The following is a 12,211-nucleotide window of genomic DNA, read 5'->3' as shown; positions in this document are numbered from 1 at the left end:
TTAATTAAGAAAGTTGGTATAAAAGCGAACAATGCACTTATCGGCCAATATTGCCATTTATCCGCTTTTTTTACACTTTATCACTTCAACCCCACCGCACTGTGTAAACCACATACACTGACCTCATCAACAGCAGGTGAGGACATACAAAGTGAAAACAAAAATACTATTAATATTGGGTGTAATAGCAAGTACATCAGCGTTTGCGAATATCGATGTCAGTGCGGTTTATCGCCAAGGCATACAAGGCGATAAATTACAAAATCAAACCGCAATAGCACAATTGCAGCAAGTATATAAGCAAGCCCAAAGCCCACTTACATTGGCGCTTCTTGGCAGCTTACAAGCAGCAAAAGCACAGTTTATAGATTCTCCTTGGCAAAAATTGCAACAAGCTGAACGTGGTGCAAGTACAGTAGCGAAAGCGCTAAAACAAGGACAAACATTACCGCAACAAGCGCAAAAGCAAATTGCTATCGTTGCTGGATGTACTTTTGTCAGATTACCAGAGACTTTACACCGGCATCAGCAAGGGATGTTTCTACTCGATCAGGTAATAGCAGCCGCACCGACAGAGCGCCAAGCCATACGATGCGCCATCGCAGGGGCGAAGCGTCTCCAAAATAAGCAAAAGTTTCAGCAATACACGGCGTTACTAGACTCTGAGCTGGCAGGTGAATAATGCTGAAATTTACGCAGATCCATAAAACTTATAATGATAATGGTCAGCCACATACTGCACTTCAAGAGGTATCGGCAGAGATTAATGTTGGTGAGTCCGTGGCATTGTGTGGGCCGTCAGGTAGCGGAAAATCAACCCTATTAAACATTTGCGGCCTGTTAGATAGCGATTACCAAGGGGAGTTGTCCTTAGATGGTCAAATTGTTCCTAAGTGTGCAGATTCATTAACACAAATACGCCGAGCACATATTGGGTTTATCTTCCAGCGATACAACTTAGTGCCGGTGATGACGGTATTAGAAAACATAGAGCTGCCACTGATGATGTTAAATATGCCCAGTGCACAACGGCTGGAACTGGCTGCGAAAATGGCAGTACAGGTAGGATTAAAAGACCATATTAATAAACGACCTGATCAGCTTTCTGGTGGCCAGCAGCAACGAGTTGCTATCGCAAGAGCACTGGTAAAGCGACCAAAGTTAGTGATAGCAGATGAACCGACCGCAAATTTGGATACCACCACCGCGAACCTGGTTATGGACATGATGGCGGCGCTAGGTCAGCAGTATGGCACGACTTTTTTAATGGCAACCCATGACGACAGGATGCTACATCGCTTTACTCGTCGATTCAATTTACAAGATGGTGAATTACAACAAGTGACTACGACAAACTCGTTTTGGAGGGCTGGATAATGCGCTGGTGTTACTTTGCTTTGTTAAATGTAATTAGAAATATGCGCCGCTCAATATTGGCGGTGACTATCATAGCGGTGGCGATGGTTGCCATATTAACAACCTCTGGTTTTGCGTTGTTTACTTATCAGTCACTCGCAGAAAAAGCAGCGCGAGATGAGGGAAACTTTATTGTGACGCATCAAAACCATGAATTAGAGGAAGACATGCCTTTGCAATATGGGCTTGGAGATATTAGCTCGCTACATACTGCGCTGAATACTGATGAAGCGGTAAAAGCTGCATTACCTCGAGTGAAGTTTAGTGGTTTGGCTTCAAACGGTGATAAAAGCTTAATATTTATGGGTCTTGGAGTAGACAGTGAAGAGTTTATGGTCAAAGGACCAATCTTCAGTTTGTTGGAGGGGCGGTTATTATCATCGTACACCGATCCTCAGGCGCTACCACAATTGTTGTTGGCGAAGGGGTTGGCAAAAAGCCTAAAGATCTCCATAGGTGATGTCGTCACGTTGATGACCACAACGACAAGTGGTGCCTTGAATGCCGTTGATTTCGAAGTGATAGGGATCTACACCACTGGGATCCCAGAACTTGATAAGCGTCAGCTCTATACCGCGTTAGATCAAGCACAAGCTCTACTTAATACAACAAAAATAAGTTCACTGTCAGTCTATTTGTTTGACTTAGCGGCTACAGCAGAAACGATGTCTCACTATCAGCAGCTTGAACAGGGTTATGCTTTTACACCTTGGTGGGATAAAGCGTTTTACTATCAATCTGTTCAGTCACTGTATAACCGTATATTTGGTTTGCTTGGAGTCATGCTGGTGTTGTTAGTACTGTTTGCAGTGTCGAATACGATGACGCTATCTGTTGCCGAGCGTACCCGAGAGATTGGCACATTAAGAGCGCTTGGGATATATCAATCTGAAATTTTACGAAACTTTACTCTGGAGGCGGTCACTATTGCACTAATCGGCATGGTGATTGGAGTTGTGGCTGCATGGCTAGTAAGTCTAGCCATTATGATGTTAGGTATCGAGATGCCTCCCCCTCCTGGTAGTGAGCAGGGGTATCCTCTGGTGGTGTTATTCTCATGGCATATCGCGTTGATGAGTGCGGTGGCAATTTTGGTTATTTCGGTGTTGGCAGCACTTAGAGCTGCACATCAAGGTTGTAAAAATACGATTGTGGAGGCATTAAGTCATGTTTAACTCAGTTATTTTAGCCATGTTGTTGATGTTATTGAGTGCCAGTAATACTAGTTGGGCGCAAGAGCAGGAGAGTGAGCAAGCGCTTAGCAAACAAGCTATAGCCGATGCTCTGAATCAAGCGGATCAATTTCGTAGTAAATATGACAATGCGAAAGTAGCGATTAAGGTGAGTCAGTATGAAGCTGAGCAACTTCTAACAGTCCGTGAATTTGACGTTTATACTCAGTCACAACAGCGTGCATTAGTTATTTATAAAAGTAAGTCTGAGCTAGGCCAAAAAGTACTGATGAAGGGCAATGATTACTGGATGTTTTTACCAAAAAGTAGACGCCCAATTCGGATCACTCCGATGCAAAAGCTCCTCGGTGAGGCTGCAATCGGAGATATCGCTACCATGCGCTGGAGTGATGATTATCAAGTCGTCACACATCATCATAACGCCCAAGGTATAGAAATGACATTGCAAGCAAAGCATGAGAAGGTGAGTTATCAGACCATTAAGCTGTTAGTGGCTAAAGAGAACTTTTTTCCAAAGCAGGCAGAGATGTTTTTAAATTCAGGGCGTTTGGCTAAAACGGTTAACTTTACGGCACGAGGCGATCGGGTGGGCAGCATGCTGATCAGAGATAAGGTACAGCGTAATAAAATGACCCAAGTGGAGTATCAAGATTTTGAAGCGGTAACTCTTTCAGAAAAATTCTTTAACCCGCAAATGCTGATCAGAAATGATTTACGTTTTTAAGCCACCAGAGGTTGAATACAAGTAGAGGATTACCTCTACTTGTATATACAGTTACCTATTATGGCATTTGACAAGTGTGCTCGCGGCATGAGCGAGGTCGACCTGTCCAACAGTTGTAATCATCACTACAATAGTTACTGCCAACAGGTGAAAGTGGCTGCATATTTCCACCAACAACTTGTGGTGTCATCGCTGCTGGTACTGACTTACCATCATTTGAAAGTGCTTTAATATTTTTTTTGTTTAATTGTAATTTCATGTGTTTTTCCTTACCAAAATTAGCAACCTAGATTTGAAATAGTTATTACTTCGCCTAATAAAAACGTACTTTGGCTAGATAAAGCCATCGTATAAGGCGAGCCTGAAAATACATACGTCCTATCCAAACCCAAGTTAAGTAGATGAAAAATCCTTTTGTAAATATCCTTTTTAATCACTCAAACTTGAGTGGTCAAAAATTAAACTAGTCCCTCATTTGGGGTTTGTCAACACTTTTGATTTGTTTTTTTAATTTTGTTCTTTATGTTTAATTTTGGTTTTTTTTTGTATGTATGGTGTGAGTTATGTGGTTAGAATCAGCATTTGAGTTTATTCACATAACAGGTTAACTTACCTATAGTAAAGACAAATAAAACCACCATAGTGTGTTAACAAGGACAACCATGTTACTCCCAGTAGATTCAGAAAAAAAACATAAAATACAAACTCTTATTGGTGATTTGGTGAAGTTAGTCGAATCCGATCTTACAAGTGTTATGAGTAATGGGCTACTCAGTGGATTGGCTGGCCACTTATTATTTTTGTATCGTGCATCAGAGTGCTGTGACGATTGGGTCGATGAAGTGCAGTTTCATCAGGCTCTTGAGCGGCTGCAACATGAGCTGGCTGAACAAACGCCCGAATTGAGCTCAGGGCTTGCAGGTCAAGCCTGGCTTTTAGAGTATCTGAACCAGTCTAACAGCGAAGAGTACGACCCCGAATTACTCGAAGAAATTGATAGCTTTTTTGCTGCAGCTCTAGATTTCACCCCGTGGACGGGGGAAGTAGAAATGGTACTCGGGCTGGGTGGATATTCTCCTTACATTGCCAGAAGAGCAAAACAAACCACTCAGACCGTTTTATTAGACAGAGTTGTGACTGGTTATGAGTCGGTAGCTGTTAACATCAATGAGCAACACACCGCTTGGTCTCAACCGGCACAGTCGGTATTTCGATTTGATAAGGATGATACGGCGGCACCTGAATTTAACTTGGGACTTGCGCACGGTGTACCCGGTATTATTGCTGCGTTACTTCCAGCATTACAAGATGAGAAGACCAAGTCACGCGCTCAAACCTTGATTATCAACAGCTGTGATTGGTTGCTAGAGCAACAAACGCATGCCACAGATAGGGCTGCTTGTTTTGGGTCTTGTGCTGGCGACAAGCATGAATCTCGTTTAGGTTGGTGTTACGGTGATTTAACCATTGCACTGACCTTGGCCAGAGCTGGGCATGCTTTGGATAAACCCAGTTACCTTGATAGTGCGCTAGAGATTGCGCTTTTTAATGTCGACAGAGATGCAGAGCAAGGTCATATTAATGATGCTGGCCTTTGTCATGGCTTTTTTGGTTTGGTGACAATTTATCAGCGCCTAAATCAAGAAATGCCACATCCAAAATTACTACAAGCAGCGCAAACATGGCTTGATTATGGCCTTGCCAAGTATGAAGAAAGCGGTCTTAAAGCACTATATTCATTTAATGGTGTTGATCAAGATCATCAGCAAGACTTTAGTTTTTTAATGGGCTATGCCGGAATTGGTCTCGCGCTCATCGGCGCGCTAGACGACAACTTGGATTGGACTGATTGTCTCTTAATGAGTTAAGGAATAACGATGTCAGCAAAAATAACAACAGACTCTTTTTTTGTATTAAGGGCACCAAAGCTGCCAGTTGAAACATTATTTGATCAGCAAGACAGTAACCTTATGCTAAGCCAATGGCTTGCAACCCCTGGGGTGATGGAAGCGCTCTATGTGGCGAGTCCGTCATTGGTGGAGCGGTTGGACCAATGGCGTGAAAAGCCACATTCCAAGCAAGGCAAAAAAGTTGCCTTAGCCTTATTACGATATTTAATACGTATGTCTTCTAGGCCTACACCATTTGGATTGTTTTCAGGGATCCATACCGGCAAACTAGGTACTGAAACACGTTTAGTCAGTGACAGTGCACAGCGTGATACACGAAAAACACGCCTAGACATGTTCTTATTGTCAGCAATACGCTCACACCTTGCTGACACTGAAGCAAAATCAGACAACTTACAGTATCACCCAAATCCGTCACATTACTTTATTGCCGATCAATGCCGATATATTGAAACTTATTTATCCGATGATGCGATGCAGTATCGTTTAAGCGCTGTGGATAGTGACGAGTATTTCAATACGATGCTTGATTTGGCGAAGCAAGGTCTGAGCTTTTCACAGTTAGTTGAGCAATTTAAGTTACGTTATCCTGATGCTGAGCATGAGGAAGTCACTCAGTATCTCGAAGCATTGATAGATGAAGGGGTACTTGTGCCTAATATCCCTTTACCGCTTACGGGTGAAAGCCCTGACACTGCACTTTTAAAGGCGCTACAGCAGTTCGCACCAGAAACTATTACAACTAAATTATCACAAGCCATTACTGATTTGGCTGCAATGGACGAAGCTGGGGAAGCAAGTCCGCAACAGTATCATGACATTTATCGTTACTTGTCAGAACTCCCCATCAAAGTTCAGGAAAATAAACTCTTTCAGTCAGATACTTATCGTGCATTTATTGAGTGCGAATTATCTCAACAAGAGGTGAGCAGAGTCACCAAGCAGTTACAGCTGATCACAAGCTTGAGTCAAACGAGCCAAAATAATCCGCTAGAGAAGTTTATCAATCAGTTTAACACTCGATTTGAAGGGCAGTTTGTGCCATTAAATGTGGTACTAGATGACGAATCAGGTATTAGTGTTTCAACTGAGACTGGCTATGATGCGCCGCTGGTGGGGGGGTTACAGCTGGGTAAAGCAAACAGTAACCAGACATCTACGCAAACCCAATCTGAGTTGGACTTTATTATTGAGCAAGCCGTGTCTATGCCCAGTAATTTAGGTAAAGACTGTATCGTGCTAAAAAGCAGTGAGTTAAAACAGCGAGTAAAAAATAAGGTCGACTATCAATTCCCCTACTCAATGGCGGTTATGCTGAGCCTTTTTGAGGACGAAAAGTCAAACTCAGTAGTCAAACTAAATGGCTGCTATGGCCCTTCGGCGGCTAACTTGTTAGGTCGTTTTTGTCACCTAGATGACACGTTAAACAAGTCGGTAGTCGCACATTTAGCGCAAGAACATAACCATAGCGATGACGTAATTTTTGCCGAAATTGTCCATGTTCCTGAAGGACGTCCTGGTAACGTCATCGCTCGACCACACTTACGTCAATACGAAATTGTATTTATGGCGGACAGTGTATTAGATCCTGAATACCAAATTCCTCTGCATGACCTTTATGTATGGGTGGAAAATAGACAAGTTAAACTTTGGAGTAAACGTCTAAATAAGCGAGTGATCCCAAGGCTTTCGAGTGCACATAACTTCTCAGCAAGAAGCCTCAGTGCCTATAAATTCTTGTGTATGATGCAGTATCAAGAAACCGATCCTCCAAGGTTTTCGATGCCAGCTAATTTGAGTAGCGCAGCTTATTTACCTCGTATTATGCTGGACAACCTGATCTTAAAAGAAAAAACGTGGCGAGTTGAACGTAAAGCACTAGAGGCGATATTAGTTAACCAGCAAGTAGATAGTGCTAAACTCGCACAATTAAAAGCACAGTATCTCCTTGATGATTGGGTAAGCTTTGCTGCTGGAGACAACATTCTCACCTTGAACTTAAATCAAAGTAGCATGGTCGAAATTCTACTAATGGAGACAAAAGGGCGCACTGTGGTCGAACTAAGTGAAGTACTCACTTCACGCTTTACGTCCCGCGTGACCGATAAGCAAGGTCGGCACTACGCCAATGAAATCATTGTTCCTTTATTTACAGAGACAGCAAAACCATATCGCCATTATATTGAAAAGCCGCTAGAAAATATTACCGCAACACCTATTTCGCGGCGCTTTAGTGCAGGTTCACAGTGGCTGAGTTTAAAGATTTATTCCGGTAATACGATTGTCGAACAGCTACTATACGAACAACTAGTACCATTGATTGAAGAAAATAGCGCGTTATTTGAGAAGTGGTTCTTCATTCGCTATGGCGATCCTGATTGGCATATACGATTGCGTTTTTATGGTCAGCCAGAAGTACTTTGTGGAGAGCTACTGCCAAAGCTTAATCAGCTGCTGGCGCCAATGATCGAAAGCTCGCAACTTCACAAAGTGGAGCTAATGACTTATGAACGAGAAGTCGAACGCTATGGCGGTCCACAGTCTATGGTGTTAGTTGAGAACTTATTTATGTTCGACAGTATACTCATTGCCAAAAGCTGCCAATTAGTCGAAGAGTTTGGAGAAGATATTCGCTGGCGTGTCGCATTGGCTTGTACTGATAGATTACTCTCGCTATTTGACTATGATGCCGAGCGCAAGCTTAACCTTATTTCCTCGTTAAGGGCAGGCTTTGGCAAAGAGTTCAATGAAAATAGCATGCTAAGAAAGCAGCTGGGGAACCGTTATCGTGATCATCAAACGCAACTCGATGATGACTTTGTGAAGTTACAGGTGTCGCAACTTGCTCAGTGTGATGAAACCCAGCAAGCTATTTTAGCGCTTTTGGAAGCTTGGCAAAAACAGGCTGAGCCGGTGGTAAAAGAGATCCTCGAGCTTGAGCGCAGCGGTGAACTGAATTTGAGTACGGACTCATTGCTTAGTTCGTTGCTGCATATGCACAATAACCGTATGTTCAAAGCATATGGCCGAGAGCAAGAGTTTGTGATCCACGATATGCTAAGAAGAAAATATTTTTCTGAGTCTAAAAGTCTGTAGATTAGAGGGAAGTCTAGCCGCAACTCTCTCGTATTTTTCACTAGGTAAAGCACCATGTTGGTGCTTTACCTTCACTATGAATCAAAGTGAGCTTTAGCAATACTAGTTCAATGATGATAACTTGAGGCTGGATAAAAAGTTAGTTAATCAATTACTTTTCAAAATTTACTTTAATTTGCCTAGTCAGAGAACCTTGCGGTAATGATGTATTTTACTTTACTCCTGCTGGTTACTGAAGGTGTTCCCAACACCGTTAGCGCTCACACCAGTGATTAAAAAGGGAATAGTTGTTTGCAGCTTAAGCTGAATGCTTTTTTCTGTTATCACTACTGTAGTGATAAAGCTTGTTCCAATATGTGTTGCGTTAGAGGGTCACAACAATAAGCTGATAACACAACCTGACTTTTGCAAATATTCATTAATATTGCTGTATAAACTCACCAAAGAAATCATATTAAACATTATCTTGAAACCAGAATAAAAGCATAAATATCATTAATTTAAGTCTTTCTAAGGATTGATAATTACCATTTTTTACACTTTGTTTGTACTCTTTAATGGCTCTCATAAAGGTTCAAGGCTGATTGAGACTAAAACTACAAAAATAAACATAAATAAAAGGTGTAGACGTCATGCTTAAATTAAAACTTATAAAGAAAAACTTAAAACAGTTAAACGATAAAGCTCATATCGATGGATCGATGACTAAAAAGATTGCAGGTGGTAATACTGATGGTATTAAGACTACGTCACATATCAGTCAACCTGAGCCTGATCCGTATCACTCCAACTCTTTAACAAAGCCTCAGCTTTAGAAGTCTAGCAATGAATGTAAGAAAAACATTATTTGGAGGGTTCACGGCGTATTCTTTGATGGCTTCTGCTTCTACTTCACCATCCATCATTATTGAGGTAGAGCCACCTAGAATCGAACTCGTATATGCGTATGAGAATGCAATAGACTTTGAGTTTTTAGCGTCGGAAAATGTAGAGGTTTTTGAAGGGGATATTCTAATTAAATATCTCAATGAAAAAAATGAAGAAAAGAAAATAGTTGCTACATCTCCGAGTTTAGTCAAATGGACAAGGCAGCATAGTCTTGCTCAACAAAGGTTTAACTCTGGAGATTTACTTATGAAACTGAAAAGCAAAACAATTTATGGCGTTATCAGGATGCCAGATAACGCTGATGAAAGTTTTAAGGTTGGACAATTAGTAACGTTGTGTAATAGGGGAATGTCTGCAAATATCGTGATCCAGAGTAAAGAAAAAGGAAATTATACATTTGTAGCTAACGATGCTTCATTTGAATGGCAATCAAAAATTGGTATAAATATCAAGGAGGATAACCATGGTTGCGTATGATATTTGTTGCATTAGTTAATATATTGTTTTATTTGTTGTTTGGTGGTTTTTTAAACTAATAGTCTTTTGCGCTGTGTTACTATTGAGTTATTGTTCTTATCGGGTAGAATAACTCTGTGGGTATTTATAGCAAAAAGTAAATAATGAACGAAGTTAGTTTTTCAAGGAAAGTTACAGAAGTTCGATTTGGTGAATGGGTTTTAGACCCCAAGTCACAAAGAATATTTGATGGCGAAGTAGCCAGAGAATTAGAGCCGCTTATCTTTAAACTACTTTGTTACTTTATTATTAATAATGAGGCTGTTGTAACTCGGCAAGACCTTGCTGAAAATGTTTGGTGTCAACGTTACGTTGATGACAACGCCATCAATCGTGCGATGTCTGAGTTAAGAAAAATTTTACGCTCAAATAAGCAGCAAAGCACAGTAATCAAAACACACTACAGCAAGGGTTATAGTTTTTTTCTCGAACCCGAAATTATTTACTTTGAAAACGTCTCAGAGTCTCGCCCTCAAGATAAGCCGCCAAAAAAAACATCTAACCACCGAATATTCATTTTCTACTTTTTATTCACCATGTTACTTGCGGGTTTAGCATCTGTCTTTTTCTCATTCGAGAAACAGGGAGTAGATGTGAGAGAAGTTAGTGTTGATGAAAAAACGATTTCTTGGCTTGAAGGTAGCTATAACTCAATTATCATACATCCTTCTGAACGGTTTCTTGCTTTTGAATTTACGGCAGAGGGAGAGGAGTTTTCTAGTGTTATCGTTAGAGACCTAGTGACGAATCAAGAAAATAAGCTTGCCCACCCAAACGTTAATCTTTCTCCTTCCGGCTGGTCATTAAAGTCGAGTGAGCTTTTCGTCAAAAAGATTAAAGACAACCAATGTGAAATTTGGAAAATAGACTTAGAGGACAAAGAAAGATCTCAAAAGTTTATAATGAACTGTGACGAGCGACAGCGCGTCATGGTCGGAATAAGTGACGAAACAATAATTTATTCTAAATTTGGTTACAGAAACAATAATAACTTATCTACAGTCGTTATCAGAGACATAAAATCTGGTGACGAATATCAAATTACCTCGCCGAGTCTTAGTTCATTTGGGGATAACTTTCTTTACTTCGATGAGTTAGCCAAAAAGGTATATTTTGAACGAGTTCAGTTTGGTTTTACCGAATTAATGGTGACTGATATCGAGGGCACGGAGGTGAAAAGCTTATATAAAACAGAAGGTAGAATATGGAGAGTTAGCTACGACAAAGAGAGCAACTCGATATCGTGGTTTGATAACATAGATCAAACTTTAGTTTACTTTTCATTGAGTAAGCTTTCAGTATCCAAAGTTGAAGAATTAGAAAAGAAAAGCGCTTATTCATTGGCATATAACTTAAGTAATAATAAGATCATAGCTGTGAGTGTTCCGTATTCTTTTGATATTTATAACTTCGATTTAGAAGATTGGAAACTCAGTCCTTTACACGTGAGTGCGGAAGATGAATTTAAAGCGGTCCATAAAGGTCAGTTCAGCGCTTATCTCAAAAGGTATAATAATGGTTTAAAACAATTAATAGTTAGTGGGCCTGAAATAGATAAGGACACGCCTTGGGAGGTAGGAGGTGCTCTAGACTTTGATCTTGATGAGAGGTCACAAAAGCTACTGTTACTATATAAAGATTCGTTCAAAGTCTATGACCTGATAACTAGAGAGTTGAAAGCAGATATAGCGCTAAAAAATCATCCAATAAGTATCGGATTCAAAAGTGATAGCGTTGTTTATGGCCTACTAAAGAACGACAAGCTAAGACAAAATCAAGCTTTTCTCTATGACCTAAATGCGATGAAGATGATTCTCTTACCTCTAGATAAGGTTAGTTGGTTTTCTCCTTACAAAAACGGCAGCTATGTTTATATTGATGTAGAGGGCAGTGTATGGATTAAACAGAGTGATGGGAGCACTAAAAATGTTGCCAATATTACAAAAAGCTACTTTAAAGACTCTTTTGCGTTAAAGGAAGGCGAACTATTCCACTCGGATGGAAAAAACATATTTAAATACGAACTCGAATTGGATAGTTCTCAGCCCAAACTCATTTCATCAGAACTTTCTAAGAACATGTTTATTAATGATATTCACATTGTTGATAGTAGCTCAAAGCTGGTTCTAGATATTGTTAGTGTATCTTCAAACTCACTAATTTATGCAGATATTAGCCGAGTTGGACACTAAGATAAATCTTTACTAGCAACATGTATTACCGTATGACTACGTAATGTTATCCAAGAAATCATGTGAATTATCAAAACTTAAAAATAACTGCTCGTTGATAGTTGCTATGAATTGGCGACTACCATAGTATCTAGTATTTGCTTTTTGTCTGTGCTTGTGCACTCATCTTTTGTTCTTGTAAGTGTTTTACGCATTAGCCAATGGTACACCCTATTTCATTTTCTATCCTTTTAAATCAATGGTTTATACCAATTTGCTTAATTAAGTGATCTATTT

The 12,211-nt window shown here is 40.3% G+C and carries 10 protein-coding genes; 9 read left to right on the top strand and 1 reads right to left on the bottom strand.

All coding sequences use genetic code 11. The annotated features are described in order from the left end of the window. Window positions 1-151: 151 nt before the first annotated feature. From D9603_RS21020 to D9603_RS21005, 4 genes are read left to right on the top strand one after another with little or no spacing between them, the layout of a single operon-like run. Window positions 152-682 carry a hypothetical protein gene (locus D9603_RS21020; protein WP_128732793.1) on the top strand — a complete coding sequence of 177 codons (531 nt, stop codon included), beginning with the start codon at window positions 152-154 and terminating at the stop codon, window positions 680-682. After that, the gene (locus D9603_RS21015) at window positions 682-1,377 is read left to right on the top strand and encodes an ABC transporter ATP-binding protein (protein ID WP_128732792.1); all 696 of its coding nucleotides are present in this window, start codon (window positions 682-684) and stop codon (window positions 1,375-1,377) included. The genes D9603_RS21020 and D9603_RS21015 overlap by 1 nt, the downstream gene beginning before the upstream one ends. Next, entirely contained in the window at window positions 1,377-2,591 is a 1,215-nt protein-coding gene (locus D9603_RS21010; RefSeq protein ID WP_128732791.1) for an FtsX-like permease family protein, read from the top strand. The genes D9603_RS21015 and D9603_RS21010 overlap by 1 nt, the downstream gene beginning before the upstream one ends. Then, entirely contained in the window at window positions 2,584-3,333 is a 750-nt protein-coding gene (locus D9603_RS21005; protein WP_128732790.1) for an outer membrane lipoprotein-sorting protein, read from the top strand. Before D9603_RS21010 ends, D9603_RS21005 begins: the two co-directional genes overlap by 8 nt. Before the next feature lie 58 nt (window positions 3,334-3,391). On the opposite strand, the gene D9603_RS21000 is transcribed toward D9603_RS21005, so the two are convergent. After that, window positions 3,392-3,592, bottom strand: coding sequence for a hypothetical protein (locus D9603_RS21000; RefSeq protein ID WP_128732789.1), 201 nt, complete (start codon window positions 3,590-3,592; stop codon window positions 3,392-3,394). Window positions 3,593-3,995: 403 nt separating this feature from the next. Between D9603_RS21000 and D9603_RS20995 the strand changes: the two genes are divergently transcribed. The 5 genes from D9603_RS20995 to D9603_RS20975 all read left to right on the top strand — a co-directional run bounded on the left by D9603_RS20995 (window position 3,996) and on the right by D9603_RS20975 (window position 11,935). After that, window positions 3,996-5,201 carry a lanthionine synthetase C family protein gene (locus D9603_RS20995; protein ID WP_128732788.1) on the top strand — a complete coding sequence of 402 codons (1,206 nt, stop codon included), beginning with the start codon at window positions 3,996-3,998 and terminating at the stop codon, window positions 5,199-5,201. 9 nt (window positions 5,202-5,210) lie between these two features. Further along, window positions 5,211-8,339 (top strand): lantibiotic dehydratase, encoded by a 3,129-nt coding sequence (locus D9603_RS20990; RefSeq protein WP_128732787.1) that lies wholly within the window; start codon window positions 5,211-5,213, stop codon window positions 8,337-8,339. 632 nt (window positions 8,340-8,971) lie between these two features. Next, window positions 8,972-9,154, top strand: coding sequence for a hypothetical protein (locus tag D9603_RS20985; RefSeq protein WP_128732786.1), 183 nt, complete (start codon window positions 8,972-8,974; stop codon window positions 9,152-9,154). A 10-nt stretch (window positions 9,155-9,164) separates the two neighbouring features. Further along, complete coding sequence (locus D9603_RS20980; RefSeq protein ID WP_128732785.1) at window positions 9,165-9,704, top strand: hypothetical protein; 540 nt, start codon at window positions 9,165-9,167, stop codon at window positions 9,702-9,704. 143 nt (window positions 9,705-9,847) lie between these two features. Beyond that, window positions 9,848-11,935: a winged helix-turn-helix domain-containing protein gene (locus D9603_RS20975; protein WP_128732784.1), complete on the top strand. Its 2,088-nt coding sequence runs from the start codon at window positions 9,848-9,850 to the stop codon at window positions 11,933-11,935. Window positions 11,936-12,211 lie beyond the last annotated feature (276 nt).

It is taken from the genome of Pseudoalteromonas sp. PS5, assembly GCF_004103255.1.
Classification (GTDB): Bacteria; Pseudomonadota; Gammaproteobacteria; order Enterobacterales; family Alteromonadaceae; genus Pseudoalteromonas; species Pseudoalteromonas peptidolytica.
The sequence above is the reverse complement of the archived record's forward strand: the minus strand, read 5'-3'. Positions and strand labels throughout refer to the sequence as shown.

Bases quoted from the DNA above. Each gene is read 5' to 3' on its own strand.
- D9603_RS21000 (WP_128732789.1), bottom strand. From the start codon at position 3,592: ATGAAATTACAATTAAACAAAAAAAATATTAAAGCACTTTCAAATGAT.
- D9603_RS20995 (WP_128732788.1), top strand. From the start codon at position 3,996: ATGTTACTCCCAGTAGATTCAGAAAAAAAACATAAAATACAAACTCTT.
- D9603_RS21010 (WP_128732791.1), top strand. From the start codon at position 1,377: ATGCGCTGGTGTTACTTTGCTTTGTTAAATGTAATTAGAAATATGCGC.
- D9603_RS20985 (WP_128732786.1), top strand. From the start codon at position 8,972: ATGCTTAAATTAAAACTTATAAAGAAAAACTTAAAACAGTTAAACGAT.
- D9603_RS21005 (WP_128732790.1), top strand. From the start codon at position 2,584: ATGTTTAACTCAGTTATTTTAGCCATGTTGTTGATGTTATTGAGTGCC.
- D9603_RS20990 (WP_128732787.1), top strand. From the start codon at position 5,211: ATGTCAGCAAAAATAACAACAGACTCTTTTTTTGTATTAAGGGCACCA.
- D9603_RS20980 (WP_128732785.1), top strand. From the start codon at position 9,165: ATGAATGTAAGAAAAACATTATTTGGAGGGTTCACGGCGTATTCTTTG.
- D9603_RS21015 (WP_128732792.1), top strand. From the start codon at position 682: ATGCTGAAATTTACGCAGATCCATAAAACTTATAATGATAATGGTCAG.
- D9603_RS20975 (WP_128732784.1), top strand. From the start codon at position 9,848: ATGAACGAAGTTAGTTTTTCAAGGAAAGTTACAGAAGTTCGATTTGGT.